The organism is Billgrantia sulfidoxydans, from assembly GCF_017868775.1.
GTDB lineage: Bacteria > Pseudomonadota > Gammaproteobacteria > Pseudomonadales > Halomonadaceae > Halomonas > Halomonas sulfidoxydans.
This window is the reverse complement of the sequence record NZ_CP053381.1, coordinates 2,378,627-2,400,815: the sequence shown is the minus strand read 5'-3', so window position 1 is coordinate 2,400,815 and position 22,189 is coordinate 2,378,627. Positions and strand designations below refer to the sequence as shown.

At 66.8% G+C, this 22,189-nt stretch carries 20 protein-coding genes; 12 read left to right on the top strand and 8 right to left on the bottom strand.

The window, feature by feature from the left end:
• Positions 1-188: 188 nt before the first annotated feature.
• From thrS to ihfA, 7 genes are all read left to right on the top strand, one after another.
• A complete protein-coding gene (gene thrS / locus HNO51_RS11160; protein WP_197447435.1) occupies positions 189-2,087 on the top strand; it encodes a threonine--tRNA ligase in 1,899 nt (632 codons plus the stop codon).
• A gap of 32 nt (positions 2,088-2,119) precedes the next feature.
• Entirely contained in the window at positions 2,120-2,689 is a 570-nt protein-coding gene (gene infC, locus HNO51_RS11155) for a translation initiation factor IF-3 (RefSeq protein WP_479688694.1), read from the top strand.
• Positions 2,690-2,773: 84 nt separating this feature from the next.
• Entirely contained in the window at positions 2,774-2,968 is a 195-nt protein-coding gene (rpmI, locus tag HNO51_RS11150; RefSeq protein ID WP_089725334.1) for a 50S ribosomal protein L35, read from the top strand.
• Positions 2,969-3,005: 37 nt separating this feature from the next.
• Positions 3,006-3,359 (top strand): 50S ribosomal protein L20, encoded by a 354-nt coding sequence (rplT, locus tag HNO51_RS11145; protein ID WP_104203667.1) that lies wholly within the window; start codon positions 3,006-3,008, stop codon positions 3,357-3,359.
• 220 nt (positions 3,360-3,579) lie between these two features.
• Complete coding sequence (gene pheS / locus HNO51_RS11140) at positions 3,580-4,599, top strand: phenylalanine--tRNA ligase subunit alpha (RefSeq protein ID WP_197447433.1); 1,020 nt, start codon at positions 3,580-3,582, stop codon at positions 4,597-4,599.
• A 28-nt stretch (positions 4,600-4,627) separates the two neighbouring features.
• On the top strand, positions 4,628-7,009 hold the full coding sequence (pheT, locus tag HNO51_RS11135) for a phenylalanine--tRNA ligase subunit beta (protein WP_209537439.1): 2,382 nt from the start codon (positions 4,628-4,630) through the stop codon (positions 7,007-7,009).
• A gap of 62 nt (positions 7,010-7,071) precedes the next feature.
• Positions 7,072-7,377, top strand: coding sequence for an integration host factor subunit alpha (ihfA, locus tag HNO51_RS11130; protein ID WP_111411771.1), 306 nt, complete (start codon positions 7,072-7,074; stop codon positions 7,375-7,377).
• Positions 7,378-7,418: 41 nt separating this feature from the next.
• Here the strand turns inward: ihfA and HNO51_RS11125 are convergent, their stop codons facing one another.
• The gene (locus HNO51_RS11125; RefSeq protein ID WP_197447431.1) at positions 7,419-7,634 is read right to left on the bottom strand and encodes a DUF2788 domain-containing protein; all 216 of its coding nucleotides are present in this window, start codon (positions 7,632-7,634) and stop codon (positions 7,419-7,421) included.
• Between the two features lie 154 nt (positions 7,635-7,788).
• Here HNO51_RS11125 and HNO51_RS11120 point away from each other — a divergent pair, with 154 nt between their 5' ends.
• Positions 7,789-8,253, top strand: coding sequence for a flavodoxin domain-containing protein (locus tag HNO51_RS11120; protein WP_197447430.1), 465 nt, complete (start codon positions 7,789-7,791; stop codon positions 8,251-8,253).
• A 1-nt stretch (position 8,254) separates the two neighbouring features.
• The gene (locus HNO51_RS11115; RefSeq protein WP_197447429.1) at positions 8,255-8,626 is read left to right on the top strand and encodes a hypothetical protein; all 372 of its coding nucleotides are present in this window, start codon (positions 8,255-8,257) and stop codon (positions 8,624-8,626) included.
• A 45-nt stretch (positions 8,627-8,671) separates the two neighbouring features.
• Here HNO51_RS11115 and ppnN read toward each other — a convergent pair whose 3' ends face one another.
• A complete protein-coding gene (gene ppnN, locus HNO51_RS11110) occupies positions 8,672-10,036 on the bottom strand; it encodes a nucleotide 5'-monophosphate nucleosidase PpnN (RefSeq protein WP_267956286.1) in 1,365 nt (454 codons plus the stop codon).
• 194 nt (positions 10,037-10,230) lie between these two features.
• Between ppnN and HNO51_RS11105 the strand changes: the two genes are divergently transcribed.
• Positions 10,231-11,145 (top strand): LysR family transcriptional regulator, encoded by a 915-nt coding sequence (locus tag HNO51_RS11105; protein WP_197451007.1) that lies wholly within the window; start codon positions 10,231-10,233, stop codon positions 11,143-11,145.
• A gap of 87 nt (positions 11,146-11,232) precedes the next feature.
• Here HNO51_RS11105 and gcvP read toward each other — a convergent pair whose 3' ends face one another.
• Positions 11,233-14,127, bottom strand: coding sequence for an aminomethyl-transferring glycine dehydrogenase (gcvP, locus tag HNO51_RS11100; RefSeq protein WP_209537438.1), 2,895 nt, complete (start codon positions 14,125-14,127; stop codon positions 11,233-11,235).
• Positions 14,128-14,219: 92 nt separating this feature from the next.
• The gene (gene gcvH, locus HNO51_RS11095) at positions 14,220-14,612 is read right to left on the bottom strand and encodes a glycine cleavage system protein GcvH (RefSeq protein ID WP_197447427.1); all 393 of its coding nucleotides are present in this window, start codon (positions 14,610-14,612) and stop codon (positions 14,220-14,222) included.
• Positions 14,613-15,087: 475 nt separating this feature from the next.
• On the opposite strand from gcvH, the gene HNO51_RS11090 reads away from it, so the two are divergent.
• Positions 15,088-16,494 carry an alanine/glycine:cation symporter family protein gene (locus HNO51_RS11090; RefSeq protein ID WP_197447426.1) on the top strand — a complete coding sequence of 469 codons (1,407 nt, stop codon included), beginning with the start codon at positions 15,088-15,090 and terminating at the stop codon, positions 16,492-16,494.
• A 90-nt stretch (positions 16,495-16,584) separates the two neighbouring features.
• A complete protein-coding gene (gene gcvT, locus HNO51_RS11085) occupies positions 16,585-17,700 on the top strand; it encodes a glycine cleavage system aminomethyltransferase GcvT (protein ID WP_197447425.1) in 1,116 nt (371 codons plus the stop codon).
• A 77-nt stretch (positions 17,701-17,777) separates the two neighbouring features.
• On the opposite strand, the gene HNO51_RS11080 is transcribed toward gcvT, so the two are convergent.
• The 4 genes from HNO51_RS11080 to HNO51_RS11065 are packed head-to-tail and all read right to left on the bottom strand — an operon-like array spanning position 17,778 to position 21,767.
• Positions 17,778-19,904, bottom strand: coding sequence for a YjbH domain-containing protein (locus tag HNO51_RS11080; RefSeq protein ID WP_197447424.1), 2,127 nt, complete (start codon positions 19,902-19,904; stop codon positions 17,778-17,780).
• Complete coding sequence (locus HNO51_RS11075) at positions 19,901-20,683, bottom strand: capsule biosynthesis GfcC family protein (RefSeq protein WP_197447423.1); 783 nt, start codon at positions 20,681-20,683, stop codon at positions 19,901-19,903. Before HNO51_RS11075 ends, HNO51_RS11080 begins: the two co-directional genes overlap by 4 nt.
• A 14-nt stretch (positions 20,684-20,697) precedes the next feature.
• Positions 20,698-21,450 carry a YjbF family lipoprotein gene (locus HNO51_RS11070; protein WP_209537437.1) on the bottom strand — a complete coding sequence of 251 codons (753 nt, stop codon included), beginning with the start codon at positions 21,448-21,450 and terminating at the stop codon, positions 20,698-20,700.
• On the bottom strand, positions 21,450-21,767 hold the full coding sequence (locus HNO51_RS11065) for a hypothetical protein (protein WP_197447421.1): 318 nt from the start codon (positions 21,765-21,767) through the stop codon (positions 21,450-21,452). Before HNO51_RS11065 ends, HNO51_RS11070 begins: the two co-directional genes overlap by 1 nt.
• Between the last annotated feature and the right edge of the window lie 422 nt (positions 21,768-22,189).

Here is a 22,189-nt window from a genome sequence, read left to right as displayed (position 1 = left end):
GTTAGTCTTGTCGGCTGCCGCGACGTGTGGCGGGGCCGGCTGGTACGGCACCCGTATCGCCCAGGGTAGTGGGTGGGCTGCACGCTTCGTCGGCCGACGACGTTTTTGCTTCGCCATCAATTTTCGTACTGCCATCAACCGCGACATGTGATCCCTGGTATGGATCACCACTGCGCAAAGGACGCTTCATGCCCATCGTGACCCTGCCGGACGGCAGCCAGAGAACCTTCGACGAACCCATTAGCGTGATGCAGCTTGCCGAGTCCATCGGCCCCGGTCTGGCCAAGGCCTGCGTGGCCGGCAAGATCGACGGCGTGCTGGTCGATGCCGCCGACCTCATCGAGCACGACGCCGAGGTGGCGATCATCACCGCGCGTGACCCCGAGGGGCTGGAGGTCATCCGCCATTCTTGCGCCCACCTGATCGGGCACGCCGTCAAGCAGCTCTATCCCGAGGCCAAGATGGCCATCGGCCCGGTGATCGAGGACGGTTTCTACTACGACATCGACTTCGGCCGCTCGGTGACGCCGGACGATCTGGCCGCCATCGAGGAGCGCATGAAGGCGCTGATCGACAGCGAGTACGACGTGGTGCGTGAATACGTCGATCGCGACAAGGCGATGGTGACCTTCCTGCACCGTGACGAGCCCTACAAGCAGGAGATCATCCGCGAGATCCCCGAAGGCGAGACCATCCGCCTCTATTACCACAAGGAATACACCGACATGTGCCGGGGCCCCCACGTGCCCAACACCCGGCACCTGAAGGCGTTCAAGCTGACCAAGCTGGCCGGTGCCTACTGGCGCGGCGATGCCAGCAAGCCGATGCTGACCCGCATCTACGGCACCGCCTGGGGCGACAAGAAGCAGCTCAAGGCCTACCTGCAGCGTCTCGAGGAGGCCGAGAAGCGCGACCACCGCAAGCTGGCGCGCAAGCTCGACTACTTCCACATGCAGGAAGAGGCGCCGGGCATGGTGTTCTGGCACCCCAAGGGGTGGACGCTGTGGCAGATCGTCGAGCAGTACATGCGCAACGTCTACCGCGAGGGGGGCTACCAGGAGATTCGTTGCCCGCAGATCATGGACGTCTCGCTGTGGAAGAAGTCCGGCCACTGGGACAACTACGCCGAGAACATGTTCTTCACCGAGTCCGAGAAGCGCGAGTATGCGCTCAAGCCAATGAACTGCCCGGGGCACGTCCAGGTCTTCAATTCGGGCCTGCGCAGCTACCGCGAGCTGCCAGTGCGCTACGGCGAGTTCGGCGGCTGCCATCGCAACGAGCCGTCGGGGGCGCTGCACGGCATCATGCGCGTGCGCGCCTTCACCCAGGACGACGGGCACGTGTTCTGCACCGAGGCGCAGATCGAGCCCGAGGTGACGGCGTTTCATCGCCAGGCGCTGAAGGTGTATCGTGACTTCGGCTTCGAGGACATCGCGGTCAAGATCGCCCTGCGGCCCGACAAGCGGCTGGGCGGCGACGACGTCTGGGACCGCGCCGAAGCCGCGCTGCGCGGGGCGCTCTCGGCCTGCGAGGTGGAGTGGGAGGAGCTGCCCGGCGAGGGGGCCTTCTACGGCCCCAAGATCGAGTACCACATGAAGGATTGTCTCGGCCGCGAGTGGCAGGTCGGTACCATGCAGGTCGATTTCATGATGCCGACCCGCCTGGGCGCCCAGTACGTGACCGAAGAGGGGGATCGCAAGCCCCCGGTGATGCTGCATCGCGCCATCGTGGGCTCGATGGAGCGTTTCATCGGCATCCTGATCGAGCACTACGCCGGGGCCATGCCGCTGTGGCTGGCGCCGGAGCAAGCGGTGGTGATGAACATCACCGACGCCCAGCGCGATTATGCCGTCGCGCTGGAGCGGCGCTTGCAGAAAATTGGCCTGCGAGTCAAGGCGGACTTGAGGAACGAGAAGATCGGCTTTAAAATCCGCGAACATACGTTGCAGAAGGTTCCCTATCTCCTGGTGGTAGGAGATAAGGAAGTCGAAGCCGACTCGGTCGCCGTGCGTACCCGCACCGGCGAAGACCTGGGCACCATGACCGTCGACGCCTTCATCGGGCGGGCGCGGGAAGAAGGTTGGTGAGCACAGGTTGGTAAAGACAGGTTGGTAACGACATCGTCAATTACCGGAACGGAGACGGAACGATCAAGCGAAGCAGCCAGCGCGGACGTCCTCAGGACAAGCGCCCCCCAATGAACGAGCGGATAACCGAGGATCAGGTACGCCTGATCGATAGCGACGGCGAGCAGCTGGGCATTGTGCCGACCAGCGAAGCGCTCGAGCGCGCCGAAGCGGCCGGTCTAGACCTCGTCCAGATTTCCAACGCCGATCCGATCGTCTGCAAGATCATGGATTACGGTAAATTCGTCTTCGAGCAGAAGAAGCAGAAGGCTGCCCAGAAGAAGAAGACGAAGCAGATTCAGGTCAAGGAAGTCAAATTCCGGCCTGGCACCGACGAGGGCGACTATCAGGTCAAGCTTCGTAACCTGATTCGCTTCCTCGAAGGTGGCGACAAGGGCAAGGTCACGCTGCGTTTTCGCGGCCGTGAGATGGCGCACCAGGACATCGGCCGCAAGCTGATGGAGCGGATCGCCGCGGATCTCGAGGAGATCGGGACCGTGGAGTCCTTCCCCAAGATGGAAGGGCGCCAGATGACCATGATCATTGCCCCCAAGAAGAAGTGATCCGAAGGCCAGTCAAACGGCGGGTCGGCTTATGCCGGCCGGCGGCCCCGGATTTTCTGAAAAATCTCGAGCGGAGTTAGTCTCATGCCGAAAATCAAGAGCAACAGCGGCGCTGCCAAGCGCTTCAAGAAGACGGCCAACGGCTTCAAGCACAAGCAGTCGTTCCGTAGCCACATCCTGACCAAGAAGTCGACCAAGCGGAAGCGTCAGCTGCGCGGTATGAAGCAGATCCACGACGCCGACAAGGCCCTGATTCAGCGCATGCTGCCGAATCTGTAAGCCTCTGGTTGCCCCACTTTAACGTCAGGAGAAAGCCATGACTCGTGTCAAGCGTGGTGTCGTCGCTCGTCGTCGTCACAAGAAAGTTCTCAAGCTGGCCAAGGGCTACTACGGTGCCCGTTCGCGCGTCTTCCGCGTGGCCAAGCAGGCTGTCATCAAGGCCGGTCAGTATGCCTACCGCGACCGCCGTCAGCGCAAGCGCCAGTTCCGTGCCCTGTGGATCCAGCGTATCAACGCCGGCGCCCGTCAGCACGGCCTGTCCTACAGCCGCTTCGTCGGTGGCCTGAAGAAGGCCGGTATCGAGATCGACCGCAAGGTGCTGGCCGACCTGGCCGTTCACGAGAAGGCTGCCTTTGCCGCCATCGTCGAGAAGGCCAAGGCTGCCCAGTAAGTGACATCGGCCGATGGCGTCGGGCCGGCCCAGGCCGGTCCGCCACGATGCCAGACCGTCGCAGGGGAAGAGCAGCCGCTCTTCCCCTGTTTTTTGTGGCCCCCCTCATGGGTCACGCTACGGACCGTCGCTGGCGCGGCGTCGAGGATCGCCCATGGCATCCTTCGCCACGCAACATTGACGCGTGAACAGTAGAATCAACGATTTCGGAGCTCAGCGGATGGACCATCTACCGACATTGGTCACCGAGGCCCGTCAGGCCATCCAGGCCGCCGAGAGCATCGCGGCGCTCGATGAGCTGCGCGTGCGCTACCTCGGTAAGAAAGGCGAGATCACCGCCCAGCTCAAGGGGCTGGGCAAGCTGCCGGCGGACGAGCGCCCGGCGGCGGGCGAGCGTATCAACCAGGCCAAGCAGGCCCTGGCCGAGGAGCTCGACGCCCGGCGCAAGGCGCTGTCGAAGGCAGCGCTCGAGGCGCAGCTGGCCGCGGAGCGCATCGACGTGACCCTGCCGGGGCGCGGCCAGGCCAGCGGCGGGCTGCATCCGGTCACCCTGACCCTGGAGCGTATCGAGGGGCTGTTCAGCCGCATCGGCTACGACGTCGCCGTGGGGCCGGAAGTGGAGGACGACTACCACAACTTCGAGGCCCTCAACATCCCGGCGCACCATCCGGCGCGGGGCATGGCCGATACCTTCTACTTCGACGCCACGCGCCTGCTGCGCACCCACACCTCGCCGGTACAGGTACGCACGATGAAGGAGCAGGCGCCGCCGATCCGCATCGTCTGCCCGGGGCGGGTCTACCGCAGCGACTCCGACCTGACCCACACGCCGATGTTCCACCAGGTCGAGGGCCTGCTGGTGGACGAGGACGTGAGCTTCGCCGACCTCAAGGGCACTATCGAGGATTTCCTCCACGCCTTCTTCGAGCGTGACGACCTGTCAGTGCGTTTCCGGCCCTCCTATTTTCCTTTTACCGAGCCCTCCGCCGAGGTCGACATCCAGTGCGTGATGTGCTCGGGCGAGGGCTGCCGGGTCTGCTCGCACAGCGGCTGGCTCGAGGTGATGGGCTGCGGCATGGTGCATCCGGAGGTGTTCCGTCACTCCGGCATCGATGCGGAGCGCTACAAGGGCTTCGCCTTCGGCATGGGCGCCGAGCGCCTGGCCATGCTGCGCTACGGCGTCAACGACCTGCGCATGTTCTTCGACAACGACCTGCGCTTCCTGCGTCAGTTCGCTTGACCGACCGCTGCAGAACACAGGATTTGCCATGAAATTTTCCGAACAGTGGCTGCGTGAGTGGGTGTCCCCGCAGCTGGGCGTACAGGGGCTGGCCGACCAGATCACCATGGCCGGCCTGGAGGTGGATGCCGTCGAGCCCGTGGCCTCGGCCTTCAGCGGCGTCGTCGTCGCCGAGGTGGTCGACAAGCAGCCGCATCCCGATGCCGACAAGCTCAATGTCTGCCAGGTGGTCGATGGCAATGGCGAGCCGGTGCAGGTGGTATGCGGCGCGACCAACGTGGCAATAGGGCAGAAGGTGCCCTTTGCCCGGGTGGGAGCGGTGCTGCCCGGCGACTTCAAGATCAAGCAGGCCAAGCTGCGCGGCGTCGAGTCGCGTGGAATGATCTGCTCGGCTTCCGAGCTGGGGCTGGCCGAGGAAACCTCCGGGGGCATCCTGGTGCTGCCCGCCGATGCACCGGCCGGTGAGGATTTCCGCGCCTGGATGGGGCTCGACGACCATACCGTCGAGGTCGACCTGACCCCGAACCGTGGCGACTGCCTGAGCCTCAAGGGGCTGGCGCGGGAGGTCGGCGTGCTCAACCGGCTGCCGGTCACGCCGCCCGCCATCGAGCCGGTGGCCGCCGACCATGACGAGACCTTCCCGGTTCGTGTCGAGGACCCCGAACGCTGCCCGCGCTACATCGGCCGGCTGATCAAGGGGGTCGACGTCACCGCGGCCACGCCGCTGTGGATGGTCGAGCGCCTGCGGCGCAGCGGCATCCGCTCGATCGACCCGGTGGTCGACGTGACCAACTACGTGATGCTCGAGCTCGGCCAGCCGCTGCATGCCTTCGATCGCGACAACCTGCACGGTGCGGTGGTGGTGCGGCTGGCGCGGCAGGGCGAACGGCTGATCCTGCTCGATGGCCAGGAGATCACCCTGGACGCGTCGACGCTGGTGATCGCCGACGAGCGTGGCCCGCTGGCGATCGCCGGGGTGATGGGCGGCGAGCATTCCGGTGTCGGACCGGCGACGCGCGACATCTTCCTCGAATCGGCCTTCTTCTCGCCGCTGGCGGTGGCGGGGCAGGCGCGCTCCTACGGGCTGCACACCGATGCGTCGCATCGCTTCGAACGCGGCGTCGACCCGCAGCTCACGCGTGAAGCGGTCGAGCGCGCCACGGCGCTGCTGCTCGCCATCACCGGCGGCGAGCCGGGGCCGCTGGTGGAGGTGGCCAGCGCAGCGCACCTGCCCGCCGAGCGCGAGGTGACGCTGCGTGCCGCGCGATTGGAGCAGGCGCTGTGCAAGGCGCTGCCGTCCGCAGAGGTGCAGGAGATCCTCGAGCGGCTGGGCTTGCAGGTGAGCGCCACCGAGGCGGGCTGGCAGGCGCGGGTGCCGAGCTGGCGTTTCGACATCGCCATCGAGGAGGACCTGATCGAGGAGGTGGCGCGCATCCACGGCTACAACCGCCTGCCGGTGCGTCGCCCGGCGGCACGGCTGGCGCTGCGCCCCGATCACGAGGCGCGTACGCCCCTGGCGCGCCTGCGCCGCCAGATGGTGGCGCGTGGCTACCAGGAGGCCGTCACCTACAGCTTCGTCGCCCCCGAGCTGCAGCAGCTGCTGCTGCCCGATGCGGTGTCGCCGCGACTGGCCAACCCCATCTCCAGCGATCTCGCGGTGATGCGGGCGAGCCTGTTTCCGGGGCTGGTGCGAGCGCTGGAGTACAACCTCAACCGCCAGCAGACTCGGGTGCGCCTGTTCGAGACCGGCCTGGTGTTCCGCGGCGACCTGGATCAGCTCGATCAGACCCCGATGGTCGGGGCGCTGGTCTGCGGCGAGCGCTTCCCCGAAGGCTGGAGCGGCGGCCGCGACAAGGTCGACTTCTTCGACCTCAAGGGCGACCTGGAGAGCCTGATCGCGTTGGGCGGCGAGGAGGGCGCCTGGCGCTTCGAGCCCGGCGAGCATCCGGCGCTGCATCCGGGGCAGAGCGCGCGGATCGTCTACCGCGGCGAGGCGGTCGGCTGGATCGGGGCGCTGCACCCGGGGGTCAAGGCCGAGCTGGGGCTCAAGACCGAGGCGTTCCTGTTCGAGGTGCGCCAGGACGCGCTGACCCATGGTGTCCTGCCCAGGTTCGAGCCGCTGTCGCGCTATCCGGAAGTGCGCCGCGACCTGGCCTTCCTGCTGGGCGAGGAGCGGCCGGTGCAGGCGCTGCTGGACTGCGTTCGCGATCAGGCGGGGGAGTGGCTGCAGGAGCTGCGCCTGTTCGACGTCTACCAGGGCAAGGGCGTACCCGAAGGCAGCAAGAGTGTTGCCCTGGGCTTGACCTGGCAGCATCCTTCGCGCACGCTGAATGACGATGAAATCAATCAGTTGGTCGATGCCATCGTCGCCGAGTCGCATCAGCACCTGGGGGCCGAGCTGCGCGGATGAGCGTAGGGGATCGATGGGTGTCGTCAAGGCGGCGGGCTGGACCGCCATTCTGAGGAGGTGACATGGGAGCGTTGACCAAGGCGGAGCTGGCCGAACACCTTCACGCCGAGCTGGGGCTGACCAAGCGCGAAGCCAAGGCCATGGTAGAGGCTTTCTTCGAGGAGATCCGGGCGTGCCTGCGCGAGAACGAACAGGTGAAGCTGTCGGGGTTCGGCAACTTCGACCTGCGCGACAAGCGTGAGCGTCCCGGGCGCAACCCGAAGACCGGCGAGGAGATCCCCATCTCGGCGCGTCGCGTGGTGACGTTCCGCCCGGGGCAGAAGCTCAAGAGCCAGGTGGAGCGCTACGAAGGCTCGCCGCCAAGCTGACGAAGCAGCGGGATGCCACCTGCCGGGTGGCATCCCGCTCGCTACACGCCCCCGCCGTTCTCCATCACCCAGGTGACCACCACCTTGAGGATGTAGCCCATCATGCCCGCGCCGAGCACCACGAAGAGCATGAGGGTGCCAAAGCGGCCGGCCTGGGATTTCTTGGCCAGGTCCCAGATGATGAAGCACATGAACAGGATCAGCCCACCGATGAGCAGGGGGGTGATCCAGGCTTCGAACGTCTGCGTCTGCAGCATGTCGCCTCCTCGCACGAAAGGCCGACCATTATACTCGGGCATGGCGCGACCTGCATGCGGCACCTCGTCGCCCGGGGGCGAGGCGTCGGCCGAACTGCGGCATCCGCCTGCGTCGTGGTATCATGTCGTTGAATGATTCAGGTTTATCCCCGACATGCCAATGCTGAAGATCTTCGTAGGAACCATGTATGGCGGTGCCCTCGATGTCGCCGAACAGGTCGCTCCGCTGTTCGAGGCGGCCGGCTATGACACCGCCATCCTCGAGCAGCCTGCCCTTGCCGACCTGACCGAGGCGCCGCCCGATCTGGCGCTTTTCTGCGTGTCCACTACCGGCAGCGGCGACTTTCCCGGCAACTTCGTGCCCTTCGCCCGCGGGTTGGATGAGCAGAGCCCGTCGCTGGTGGGGCTGCGCTACGGCGTGATCGCCCTGGGCGACAGCTCCTATGGCGATACCTTCTGCGGCGCCGGTCGTCGCCTCGACGAGATGCTGGAGGGGCTGGGTGCCACTCGCCTGGGGGAGCGGCTGGAGGTCGACGCCATGGAAACGTTCATGGCCGACGATGCCGCGCTGCCCTGGGCCGAGGAGTGGATCGAAACCCAGCAGCTCACGGTGGCCTGAGATGACCGCTCCCACCGCGGAACGGCTGAGCCTGCTGGCGGGCCTGCTGATCCTGATGTTGGCCACCGTGCCACGCTACCTCGCCGGCGGCCACGACAACCGCCTTGCCCTGATCGCGATCGTCATTGCCGTGGTGGCGGTGGTGGCGGTGGGGAACTGGCGCATGCTGGGCGCCGGCGAGCGCGCCCGGCTGCCGCTGCTGGGCAAGCGACTGGCTCTGTCGCTGGTCGCCGGTCTGGCCGCGATGGGGCTCTGGCATGCGCTGTTCACCGACTGGGTGAGCTGGCAGCTGCTGATTGCCCATGGCGCCACCCTCGGGTTGCTGTTGCATGCCTTGTGGCTCTGGTGGCGCCCTCTCGGCGCCCAGGGCTGAGGCCCAGGCGCCGGGCGCGGCCGGCGCCTGGGCCTTGCTTTTCGCTTACACCAGCCGGTAGCAGGGTTCGTACTCCTGCCCGGGCAGCTTCATGCGGCCCTGGGCGACGAAGGAGCCGAGCAGCTCGTCCAGGCGCCGCATCAGCTCCGACTCGGCGTGCAGTTGGAAGGGGCCGTGCGCTTCGATCGCGCGCAAGCCGTGCTCCTTCACGTTGCCCGCCACGATGCCCGAGAACGCGCGCCGCAGGTTGGCCGCCAGCTCGTGCACCGGCTGGTTGCGGTGCAGTGCGAGGCCGGCCATTGCGCCATGGGTCGGTTCGAAGGTTTCCTGGAAGTTGCGCGCGACGGTCAACCGCCAGTTGAAGTGGAAGGCGTCCTGGTGGGCGCGGCGGAACTCGGTGACGCTGTCGATGCCCTGGCGCATGGTGCGGGCGACTTCGACAGGGTCGTCGACGATGATCCGGTACTTGCTGCGCACCGCTTCGCCGAGGGTATAGACCAGGAACTCGTCGATGCGCTGGAAGTAGTCGGCGGAATTGGCCGGGCCGGTGAAGATGACCGGCAGCTCCATGTCGTGGTTGTCGGGGTGGAGCAGGATACCCAGCAGGTAGAGGATCTCCTCGGCCGTGCCGACGCCGCCGGGGAAGACCACGATGCCGTGGCCCAGGCGCACGAAGGCCTCGAGGCGCTTTTCGATGTCGGGCATGACCACCAGCTCGTTGACCAGCGGGTTGGGCGCTTCGGCGGCGATGATGCCGGGCTCGGAAATGCCCAGGTAGCGGCCGTCGCCGATGCGCTGCTTGGCGTGCGCCAGGTTGGCCCCCTTCATCGGTCCCTTCATGGCGCCGGGGCCGCAGCCGGTGCAGATGTCCAGCTCGCGCAGGCCGAGGTGGTAGCCGACGTCCTTGGTGTACTCGTACTCCTCGCGAGTGATCGAATGGCCGCCCCAGCACACCACGATGCCGGGGTCGCGGCCGGGCTTCATCGTGCCGGCCTTGCGCAGGATGTGAAACACCGCGTTGGTGGTGCCTTCGCCCGTGGTCAGGTCGAACCGCTGGTGGTGCTGGATCTCGTTGTAGACGTAGATGATGTCGCGCAGCACCGAGGAGAGGTGCTCGCGGATCCCGCGGATCATCTTGCCGTCGACGAAGGCCTCGGCCGGCGCGTTGGTCACCTTGAGCCGGATGCCGCGGTCCTGCTGGATCACCTCGATGTCGAAATCGTGGTAGGTCTCCATCAGCACCAGGCTGTCGTCGGTCATGCTGCCGGAGCTGAGCACGGCGAGCGAACAGCGCCGCAGCAGGTCGTGCAGGCCGGCCTTGGAGGTGTCGCGCAGGCGATTGACCTCGTGCTGCGAGAGCACTTCCAGGCTTCGCAACGGCGAGATGGTGGCGGAGATGGTATCGGGCATGAAACGATCCTTGTGGTAGGCTTGCGCCCTGTCGCATGCGGGGTGGACAGGGTTCATGCAATGGTCATCGAGTCGTGATCCGATGCTATCACGCCGGCGGGAATGGCGCAGCGCTGCGCCGCGGGGCTCGCGATGGTAGGATGACGGCATCCGGTCTCGGCCCCTGACCGCCCATGCAAGCGATGCGATGCGCCATGTTCAACGCCCAGTATTTCCGTACCTTCATCACCCTGGTCGAAACCGGCAGCTTCACGCGAACCGCGCGCCATCTCGACATGACCCAGCCGGGCGTCAGCCAGCATGTGCGCAAGCTCGAGCAGTACCTCGACAAGCCGCTGCTCGAGCGTCAGGGGCGGCGCTTCACCCTTACCGAAGCCGGGCGCCGCGCCTACGACTACGGCCTGCGCCTGTTCGCCGAGCACGAGCAGTTCCGCCATTCGCTGGATGACGATGCGCTCGATACCGGTGAGTGCCGGATCGCGTCGCCCGGCAGCGTCGGCCTGATGTTCTACCCCTACATCCTCGGCCAGCAGCAGATGTCGCCGGGGCTGACGGTCAACTACAGCTTCGCCTTCAGCCATGAGATCGTCTCGGACGTGCTGGCCGGCCGCCACGACCTGGGGATCGTCACCGAACCGATTCGCCACCCGGAACTGGACTGCAAACTGTGGCATCAGGAGCCGCTGTGCCTGGTGGTGCCGGCCGACTTCGCCGGCACCTCGCTGGCCGAGCTGATGGGCATCGGCTTTCTCAACTACTCCGACGGCATCAACCACGCCGGGGCGCTGCTGCGTAGCAACTTTGCCGAGGAGTTTCGCTCCATGAGCCAGTTCCGGCGCCAGGGCTTCACCAACGAGGTGAGCATGGTGATGGACGCGGTGGCCCGCGGCCTCGGCTTCACCGTGGTGTCGCGACTGGTGCTGGAGACCTCGCCCTGGCAGCGCCAGGTCAAGGAGCTCGACCTGCCGGTCACGGAGTACGAGACGCTGCACCTGGTCACACGCACCGGCACCAAGATGCCGCGGCGCTATGCGCGGCTGCTGGAGGGCTTTCGCGAACAGCGCATGCGCGAGCGCTTCGGCTACGGCGAAGTCGCCTCGCCGCTGTAGCGGCTTGACCGGCTTCGATCCGCATGGCAAACGGCCCGCCGATCGCTCGGCGGGCCGTTTCGCTTTGCTGCTACCGTCGGCGGCGCGTCAGTCGCGGTACTCGTCGATGCTGGGGCATGAGCAGATCAGCTGGCGGTCGCCGAAGACGTTGTCGACGCGATTGACCGCCGGCCAGTACTTGGCTGCCTTGACCGCTTCCGCGGGGAAGGCGCCAACCTCGCGCGAGTAGGGGCGTTCCCAGGCCGGGTCCATCAGGTCGGCCATGGTATGCGGGGCGTTCACCAGCGGGTTGTCGTCGACCGGCCACTCGCCGCGCTCGACCCGGGCGATCTCCTCGCGGATGGCAATCATGGCGTCGCAGAAGCGGTCGATCTCGTAGCGCGACTCCGATTCGGTGGGCTCCACCATTAGCGTGCCGGGCACCGGGAAGGACATGGTGGGGGCGTGGAAGCCGTAGTCCATGAGGCGCTTGGCGATGTCTTCCTCGCTGATGCCCGAGGCCGCCTTGAGCGGGCGGATGTCGATGATGCACTCGTGGGCCACGGTGCCGTTGACGCCGCGATAGAGCACCGGGTAGTGCTGCTCGAGGCGCCTGGCGACGTAGTTGGCGTTGAGGATGGCCAGTTCGGTCGCCTGGCGCAGGCCGCGCGCGCCCATCATCTTGATGTAGGCCCAGGAGATCGGCAGGATCGAGGCGCTGCCGTAGGCCGCCGCCGAGACCGCGCCGCAGTGCTCCTTCACGCCGGGGATCGGCGTGACCACGTGGTTGGAGACGTAGGGCGCCAGGTGCGCCTTGACGCCGATGGGGCCCATGCCCGGACCGCCGCCGCCGTGAGGGATGCAGAACGTCTTATGCAGGTTGAGGTGGCTGACGTCGCCGCCGAAGTCGCCGGGGCGGGACAGGCCCACCTGGGCGTTCATGTTGGCGCCATCGATGTAGACCTGGCCGCCGTGGCGATGGACGAGGGCGCACGCCTCGCGAACGCCCTCCTCGAACACGCCGTGGGTCGAGGGGTAGGTGAGCATGATCGCGGAGAGCGCGTCGCTGTGCTGCTCGGCCTTGGCGCGCAGGTCGTCGAGGTCGATGTTGCCGATCTCGTCGCACTCCACTACCACCACCTTCATCTGCGCCATGGCGGCGGAGGCGGGGTTGGTGCCGTGGGCCGAGCTCGGGATCAGGCACACGTCGCGGTGCCCCTGGCCCTGGGCGGCCTGGTAGCGACGGATGGCCACCAGGCCGGCGTACTCGCCCTGGGCGCCGGAGTTGGGCTGCATCGAGATGTGGTCGTAGCCGGTGATCTCGACCAGGAAGGCCGCCAGCTCGTCGATCATCTGCTTGTAGCCGACCGCCTGATCCTGCGGTACGAAGGGGTGCAGCTGGCCGAACTCGGGCCAGGTGATGGGAATCATCTCGCTGGTGGCGTTGAGCTTCATGGTGCACGAGCCCAGCGGGATCATCGCATGGGTGAGCGAGAGATCCTTGTTCTCCAGGCGCTTGAGATAGCGCAGCATCTCGGTCTCGCTGCGGTAGCGCTGGAAGGTCGGGTGCGTCAGGAACTCGCTCTGGCGACGGCTGGCGGCGGGAATGCCGCTGATGCCCCGGCTGGCCACCTGTTCGTCCAGGGCAGTGACGGAGAGGCCGTGCTCCTCGTCGAGCAACACGTCGAACAGCGCGTCGAGATCGTGGGCGGTGGTGGTCTCGTCCAGGCTGACGCCGATGTCGCCGTTGTCGAAATAGCGCAGGTTGATCTCGTGGGTCAGCGCGCGGCCGTGGATCTTGCCGGCATCGACGCCGGTCAGGCGCAGGGTGTCGAACCAGCTGTCGTGCACCAGCGCCACGCCCTTGGCCTTGAGGCCTTCGGCCAGGATGGTGGTGAGGCGGTGGATGCGCGTGGCGATGGTGGTGAGGCCTTCGGCGCCGTGGTAGACGGCATAGAAGCCGGCGATGTTGGCCAGCAGCGCCTGGGCGGTGCAGATGTTGGAGGTGGCCTTCTCGCGGCGGATATGCTGCTCGCGGGTCTGCATGGCCATGCGCAGGGCGGTGTTGCCGCGGCTGTCCTTGGACACGCCGATGATGCGGCCCGGGATCGAGCGCTTGAGCTTGTCGGTGGTGGCGAAGTAGGCGGCGTGGGGGCCGCCGTAGCCCATCGGTACGCCGAAGCGCTGGGAGTTGCCGACCACGATGTCGGCGCCGAGCGCGCCCGGCTCCTTGAGCAGCACCAGGCTCATGATGTCGGCGGCCACGCAGGTCATCACGTTCTTTTCGCGCGCGGCGGCGAGCAGCGGGGCGAGGTCGTGGACGCGGCCGCTCTCGCCGGGATACTGCAGCAGGGCGCCGAACACGTCGTGCTCGGCCAGGCTCTCGGCGGGGCCGACGATCAGCTCGAAACCGAAGTAGTGGGCGCGGGTGCGCACCACGTCCAGCGTCTGCGGCAGCACGTCGTCGGCGACGAAGAAGGCGTTGCTCTTCGACTTCTTGTTGGCGCGCTGGCACAGCGCCATGGCCTCGGCGGCGGCGGTGGCCTCGTCGAGCAGCGAGGCGTTGGCCAGCTCCATGCCGGTGAGGTCCATCACCATCTGCTGGAAGTTGAGCAGCCCCTCGAGGCGGCCCTGGGCGATTTCCGGCTGGTAGGGGGTGTAGGCGGTGTACCAGCCCGGGTTCTCCAGCACGTTGCGCTGGATCACGGCGGGTACATGCGTGTTGTAGTAGCCCTGGCCGATGTAGGTCTTGAAGACCTTGTTCTGGCGCGCCAGGCGCCTGAGGTAGTCGAGCGCCTCGGCTTCGCTGCGCGGCGGGTCGAGATCGAGTTCGCGGCCCAGGCGGATGTCCGCCGGTACCGTGCGCTCGACCAGCGTCTCGAGGCTGTCCATGTCCAGCGCCGCCAGCATGGCGGCTACATCTTCGGCTCCGGGGCCGTTGTGGCGGCGGATGAAGGCGTCATGATCGGCCAGTTCGGCCAGGCGGCGGTTGTCGTAAGCCATGGAGAACCCTGTACATAGTGGTGAATGCCCGGCGATTGGAGGTGCCCGGTCGCCGGGCCGGGGGCATCGCTGTGTCGCGGTCGGGTGCGACCTCAGGCGTCGCTGTCGACCACGGCCTGGTACGCCTCGGCATCCAGCAGCGCTTCCACCGCGGCCGCATCCTCGACGCGAACCTTCATGATCCAGCCACCTTCGTAAGGCGCTTCGTTGACGGTCTCGGGCGCTTCCTCGAGGGCTTCGTTGACCTCGACGATCTCGCCGGCCAGCGGGGCGTAGAGGTCGGAGGCGGCCTTGACCGATTCGATCACGCCGAACTCCTCACCTTTCTGCAGGGTACGTCCCACTTCGGGAAGTTCGACGAACACGACGTCTCCCAGGGCTTCCTGGGCGTGGTCGGTGATGCCGATGGTGACGGTGCCGTCGCCATTGTCCAGCACCCACTCGTGGCTGTCGTTGTAGCGCAGGTTGGCAGGGATCGAGCTCATGATGTTTTTCCTATAAGAAAAAGGTTTTCTGACTGTGCGAATGCTAACGCCATTGGCGGCATTTGGCGAGCCCGAGGGTCGCCTCCGGTTCGTGCTTTCGGAACCGTCGCCCCGATAGCGTGGCGCGTGGGACGGTAGGCGTCCAGTGCAACTTGCGTGGGATGGGGCGCTCCCGGCAGGCAACGGCGGTATTCGACACCGCCGGCCCGGCTCACTAACCTGTGAGGCATGCCGCTTGGCAGCGGCGCCAGGCGTGGGTGTGCCGGCCGATTGACGGGTGACGATGTCGTGACGTTTGTTTCCGATACGAAACACGCGCTAAGCTTGCGCTGCCGCGGGCAGGACGAACGAGTCGCAGCAGGCATTACGACTTGGTGGAATATTTCCGGCATTTTCCGCTATGGTACGCCGTCTGATCATCTAGATCTTTCGGGAATGTCCTTAAAAACAGTCTAAACAACAGAGGGAAACGTTCGTGGAAACATTGACAGCGATATTCAGCGCCATCAACGGTGTCGTCTGGGGGCCGTTGATGCTCATCCTGCTGCTGGGGGTGGGGCTCTATCTGCAGATCGGCTTGAAGCTGATGCCCATCCGCAAGCTGGGCACCGGCTTCAAGCTGATGTGGCAAGGGCGTGACGCCAAGCCTGCGCCCGGCGAGGCGAAGAAGGCGGACGACGAAGGCGAGATCTCGCCCTTCAATGCCTTGATGACGGCCCTGTCGGCCACCATCGGAACCGGCAACATCGCCGGTGTGGCGACGGCCATCGCCCTGGGTGGCCCCGGTGCGGTGTTCTGGATGTGGGTCACGGCACTGGTCGGCATGGCGACCAAGTTCTCCGAAGCGGTGCTTGCGGTGCGTTTCCGCGAGACCGACAGCACCGGCTATCACGTCGGCGGGCCGATGTTCTACATCAAGAACGGCCTGGGCCGTAAGTGGCTGTGGCTCGGCGGCGCCTTCGCCTTCTTCGGTGCCGTGGCGGCCTTCGGCATCGGCAACACCGTGCAGTCGAACTCCGTGGCCGACGCCCTGGATTCGACCTTCGGCATTCCCCACTGGCTGACCGGCGTGGTCATCATGGTCCTGGCGGGGGCCGTGATCCTGGGCGGTATCAAGCGCATCGCCAAGGTGGCCGGCAAGCTGGTGCCGATCATGGGTATCGCCTACGTGGTGGCGGGCCTGCTGGTGCTCATCATCAACGCCGGCCAGATCGGCGAAGCCTTCCGTCTGATCTTCTACTACGCCTTCAACCCGGTGGCGGCGGCGGGTGGCTTCGCCGGTGCGGCGGTAATGGCGGCGATCCGCTTCGGCGTGGCGCGCGGCATCTTCTCCAACGAGGCGGGCCTGGGCAGTGCGCCCATCGCCCACGCGGCGGCCAAGACCCGCAACCCGGTTCGCCAGGGCCTGATCGCCATGCTCGGCACCTTCATCGACACCATCATCGTCTGCACCATCACCGCGCTGGTCATCCTGACCTCCACGGTATGGATCCAGGGTGAAGAGGGGGCTTCGCTGACCGCGCTCTCCTTCGATGCGGCGCTGCCGGGCTGGGGCAACCAGATCGTATCGCTGGCGCTGGCGGTGTTCGCCTTCACCACCATCCTGGGCTGGTCGTTCTACGGTGAGAAGTGCTTCCAGTTCCTGTTCGGTACGCGCTCGATCATGCTCTACCGGGTGCTGTTCGTGCTGGCGATCCCGCTGGGCGCCATGGCCCAGCTCGGCTTCATCTGGCTGATGGCCGATACCTTCAACGCCATGATGGCGATCCCCAACCTGATCGCGCTGGCCCTGCTCTCCCCCGTGGTGTTCAAGGTGACGCGCGACTACTTCAACGGCGAGACAGTGCTGCCGGGCGAGGACCTGGATCACGACAAGCGCTGAGTGACTGCCGTATCGGTGCGGGAGGCGCCTTGGGGCGTCTCTCCGCCCGTGCCGCATTCTCGCCTACCATCTCGTCACGAGGACCCCTACATGAGTCAACTCAAGCACACCCCACTGCACGCCTTGCATCTCGAGCTGGGGGGCAAGATGGTGCCCTTTGCCGGCTACGAGATGCCGGTGCAGTTCCCGCTCGGCGTCAAGAAGGAGCACGAGCATACCCGCGCCGCCTGCGGCCTGTTCGATGTCTCTCACATGGGCCAGATCCTGCTGCATGGGCCACGCCCCGCCGAGGCGCTCGAGACCCTGGTGTGCGCCGACATCGTGGGCCTGCCCGAGGGCATGCAGCGCTATGCGCTGTTCACCGGCCAGGAGGGCGGCATCCTCGACGACCTGATGGTGGCCAACCCCGGCGATGGGACGCTCTACCTGGTGGTCAACGCCGCCTGCAAGGAGCAGGACATCGCGCTGCTCGAGCTGGGGCTCGATGACGAGCATCGGGTCGAGGTGCTGGAGCGCGGCCTGCTGGCCCTGCAGGGGCCCGGGGCGGCGGAGGTCATGCGCCGTCACTGCCCCGAAGCGTGCGAGATGGTGTTCATGCAGCACGGTCGCTTCGCGATCGACGGCGTGCCGGTGTGGATCAGCCGCAGCGGCTATACCGGCGAGGACGGCTTCGAGATCTCGGTGCCGGCCGACCAGGCCGAGGCCCTGGCGCGGCGCCTGCTGGCCGAGGATGAGGTCGAGGCGATCGGCCTCGGGGCGCGGGACTCCCTACGCCTGGAGGCCGGACTGTGCCTTTATGGCCACGACATCGACACCGAGACCACGCCGGTGGAGGCGGGGCTGATCTGGGCCATCGGCAAGCCACGTCGTCACGGCGGCGAGCGCTCGGCGGGGTTCCCCGGGGCCGACGTGATCCTGCACCAGGTCGACGCCAAGGATCATCGCCGCAAGCGTGTCGGCCTGCTGGGCGAGGGGCGGGCGCCGGTGCGCGAGGGCACCGAGCTCTTCGACGAGGAGGGCCAGCGCATCGGTACGGTGACCTCGGGTGGTTTCGGGCCAAGCGTAGGCAAGCCGGTGGCCATGGGCTACGTCGACATCGCCCATGCCGAGCTCGGTACCACCGTGTATGCCGAGGTGCGGGGCAAGCGGCTGCCCATGCTGGTGAGCAAGATGCCCTTCGTGACGCCGGGCTATCATCGCGGCTGATTGAGTTATACCGTTATCTTTCCTCGAGACCACCGCATGAAGATGCGGTGGTCTCGTCGTTTTCGCACGGCAGGGGCTCATCGCATCAGCTCGGCCTGCTCCTCCCAGTAGCGGCCCATGCGGCGCTCCTCGGTCAGGTCGTAGAGCGACTCGCGGCGCGCCAGGCGGGCGCCGCCATCGCGGGTCAGCGGGCTCCAGGCGAGCTGGGCCCGCTGTCGGGTGGAGTGTACGAAGAAGGCATCCAGCGGCAGCGAGAGGTAGATGCCCTTGTCGAAGCTGCCTTCGCCGAAGTCGCTGCCGGCGTCGGTGAAGGTGGCCCAGCCGCCGAGGCGCACTCCCGAATCGAACTCCCGGGAGACGTCGAAGGTCATGCCGAGGTCCCCGGCCAGGTAGCGGCCCACGCTGACCTTGGCCAGCACGTCTTCGTAGTCGGTCTGCCAGTAGCCGGTCAGATGGCCCGTCCAGGTGCTGTAGTCGCGCATCTCGAAGCGCTGGTCGAAGTCGCGCTGCTTGACCCAGTTGAGGTCGAGCCCGAGGGCCACGTCGCTGTTGAACGGGCGGTAGAGCAGCTCCGCCCCCGCGCCGGCGAACATGGTCTCGAGCAGGCCACCATAGCCCAGTGCGTACCAGTCGTTGCCCAGCTGGGCGGTTCGGGTGTACTGGAGGTTGCTGATGCCGATGTCGGTCTCGGCCAGGTAGTCGCCGATATGGGTCCGCACCCGCGGCAGCTCCGAGGGGCCGATGTAGCGGTACTTGGCGAGGTTGTCGGCGAGGGTATAGGTGAGCGTAGCCGAGAGCCAGTGATTGGCCCCCAGCCGGTACTCGCTGTCGAGATTGGCGGATAGCCGGTAGAGATAGCCGTCGGGGCCGCCGAAATTCTGCTCGAGCTGCGGTTCCAGGCTGTAGGCGAGCCCGCGGGGAGGGGCTTCATGCAGCACCTCGCCCTCGCCCGAGCTCAGTTGGGCATGCGAGTAGATGCCGTGGCGATAGGCGACGTTCGCCTCGCTGGACTCGGCGGCGGCGACCAGGGCGTCACGCTGGTGAACGCTCTCGCGCAGGGGCATGCCGCGCTCATGCCAGCGGAAGCGGAAGCTCTCCACCTCTCCGTCGAGATGATTATGCAGCAGGCGCCCGGCGCGCTGCTCGCTCTCGGCGAGGGAGCGATAGCGCGTGGGTTCGCCCTCGACGGTGACGCTCGTGCCGTGCTGGCGGATGCGGTAGACGCCGATGCCGGCGTTGGCGTCCAGCTCGCGGCTTAGCCCGCCCCAGTCACTGGTGTGCTCGGCGGGGGCCGGCGCCAAATCGACGGGGAGGGGGTCGCGCTTGGCCTGGGAGATGCTGGCCAGGTTGGTCGCCAGGCTGATCCCGAGCATGGCGGTGTCACCGCGCTGCCAGCCGGCTCTGAGTTCGATGCCGTCGCTCAGGCGCAGCCGAGCCCCCAGGTTGAAGCGTGACGCTTGCTCCTGGTCGTTGCGCTGCGGCTCATGCTGATAGTCGTTGCCCTCCAGTTCGAGCTGCAGCACCAGCGGATCCCACGGGGTCTGGTATTCGATCCCGCCGAACAGCGCGCTGCGGCCGCTGAACAGGCTGCCCAGGTTGAAGTCGCCGCCATCGCCGCCCGAGCTGAAGCCGGAGCGCCGCTCGAAGCGCTCGTCGAGCCGGGCCAGCGGGTTGGTGAAATCTTCCTGGTTGCCGAGATAGCCCCAGCCGATCCCCAGTGAGAAATCGAAGTCGTGCCAGCGCTTGCTGGCCACCAGATATTCGCCCGAGAACAGGCCGGTGCCGCCGATGTCGCGGGCGCCGACGGCGATCTGCGGCCAGTAGCGATCCTCCTCTCGCAGCCTCACCTTGAAGTCGATGCCCTTGTCCAGGTTGTTGCGGTCTCCCGTGGCGGCCAGGTAGCGCCGGTTCTCCACCTCGACGTAGCGGAAGCCGGCTTCGAGCCATTCGGTGGGCTGGAAGAACAGCCCGTAGCGCCGGTAGGGCGCGGTACGCGACAGCGAGAAGGCGAAGCCGCCCAGCGGCGTCATGCGTGCGCTGGGGGTCTGCATCAGCCCGACGCCGCCGAAATCGCTCTGACCGCTGCCGAGGCGAGACAGGCCGGGCTCGGCGAGTGCCGGCGCGGCCAGGCTCATGGCGATGGCGATGGCGAGGGTCAGCGGTGCGAGGTGCGAGGAGCCGGGCCCGTGTGCGGGTCGCTTCATGTCGCAGGTCCTCCCGAATCGGCTTGACCCGCGGCGTGCGGCAAGGCGACGGCCTGACAGGCATCGCCGGGTAGGCGGGTCGCCAGGAAGTCGGGCAGGGCGCGATTGACCCAGTCCGACTCCTGAACCGGTTCGGGAAGGGCGATGGCCACGCGGCTGCCGGGAACCAGGGGAGCATCGCCGGCGTTCCAGGCGGCCACGCCGAGTCGGCGCGGCGCGCCCTGGGGGGCGATCAGCCACGCTTCGTCGGCGCCGGCCCGGTGGGCGTCGGGCTGTTGGCGCAGCAGTTCGCGCAGGCTCATGCCCGGGGTCCAGCGGTGACGCGTCACGCCGCCGAAGTGCCACAGCTCCACCCACTCGGGCACGTCGCAATGACCGACGGCCGCCAGCGAGGCCAGCGAGGGATCGTGCCGCGGCGAGGCGAGCAGGGCGGCGAGGTCGGCCCTGGCAGGGGTGCGCCCCGCCGCCGCCTGCAGCTCGACGATGGCGGCCTGCCATGCGGCCAGCCCCCGGGCCATGTCGCTGCGCCCGGCCAGGGAGTACCAGTCGATCAGCGTCGCCAGTTCTTCCCGCAGGCGCCTGGCCCGGCGCTGCTGAGGCTCCTGCTGACGTTCCAGCAGGTAGTAGCTGTAGGCGGGTGGTTCGGGCAACGCCGGCTGCGCGAGCCACAGGTCAGACAGCCGTGGGGTCTCGGCCTGGACGTGAAGGGGTAGGGCCAGCAGCGCGCCCAGGCAGGCTGAGCGCCAGCCGCCGGCATGGGGGGGGTGACGTCGGGTCATTCTCACTCTCTTTGTCACGACGATGGCACGGCGTCGGGCAGGCTCGTCTGCCCGACGCCGTGCCCGGTGTCCTCGGCATCGCTCCACCAGGGTCTCGCCACCTGCCAGCGCAGGCGTGGACCGTCCGGCCAGAGCGCCATGTCACCCCCCCAGATCCGCAGGCTGCCCGGCTCGCGCCAGTACACCCCGCGGCTGTGCGTATTGCTGCCCTGCCAATCGAGTCGTTCGGTACATCGCTCCAGCGTTAGCCGGGTCAACGGCAGGTCGACGGGCTGCGCCGCCTCGCAGGTGAGACTTGCCGTTGCCATGTCCTGCCACTCCTGGCCGTCGGCATCGCGCCAATGAACGTGCACCCGGTAGTGTCCATGGCCCGGCTCGGCCGTGAGCCAGCGTCCCAGCAGGAGCGCGTCGAAGCCGGCCGTGCTGGCGGGAACGCCATCGCGCAGCTGCAGCGTGGCGCGATCCCCGGCCTGCCAGTAGGTATCGCGGCCGTTATGCCCGGTGCGATGCGCCATTACCAGCAGCGCCTGGTTGCCCTCGGTGCGTGCCACCAGCGTGGCGTAGGGTAGCGCTTCGGCCTGTGCTGCGGGGTCCTCGCCGCGAGCCCCGCCCATCAATGTGGCGCCCATGGGCGTCAGCCGCCCGCCTTGGGCACAGGCCGTCATGCCCGCGACCAGTCCCCCCGCCAACAGCAGGCGAAGCAGGACCGCCTTGCGGCGGCCCTGAGTCGGCACACGTCTGATGCTGTACCGTCTGTCGCGGCTCATCAGCGCGTCCCGGTACCGGTACCCGTCCCGGTGCCGGTACCCGTGCCGGAGGCACCGATCGCCACGCCGATGCCGGCGGCTCCCCGGCTCACCGCACCGGCCAGGGCCTGGCCGGAATTGCCCGGGGCCTCGGCGCCGGCACCTATGCCGGTGGCGAGCCCGCCGCTAGCCACCGCGCCCGGCGCCGGCGTATTTGCCGAGTTGCCCGGGGCGCCCGGCGTACCCTGGGGTAACGTGGCCTGCTGGGCCAGCGCGAGCGGCGCGAGGCCCAGCAGGGTCACGCCCGCCAGGGTGGCGATGCGCCTTCGTAGTTTCATGGGTTCAAGCATATCGATATGGCTCCTTTATTGCGCCGGATGCTTCCGGCGGTACGAATAGCCGGACGGCGTATCCTGTAATGGTGCTGGATTACCACCCGGCCAACCTGCCGTCGGCAGGTAATGCAGACAGGCTTGCATAGACTTGCCCCCGTGACGTTTAAATGCCATGGGGGTTTCGGTTCGAACGGTGAATTGATAACCTAATTAGTGATAACAGGAAAGAAACTTATCTTGTTCCAGCGTGTCCGTGTGTATATAAGAGTAAAAAAATGTATAGAACTTGATAAGGGGTAGTGGCGAGCAAAAAAAAAGATTATTCTAGCCCTGTTCACTTGGCACCTTGCATGGAGGCAAGGGCCCTGTCTTGTCGAATTCCTTGAGTATGCGTCGTGTCGCGGTTCTTGCCGCTGGCATTTTTT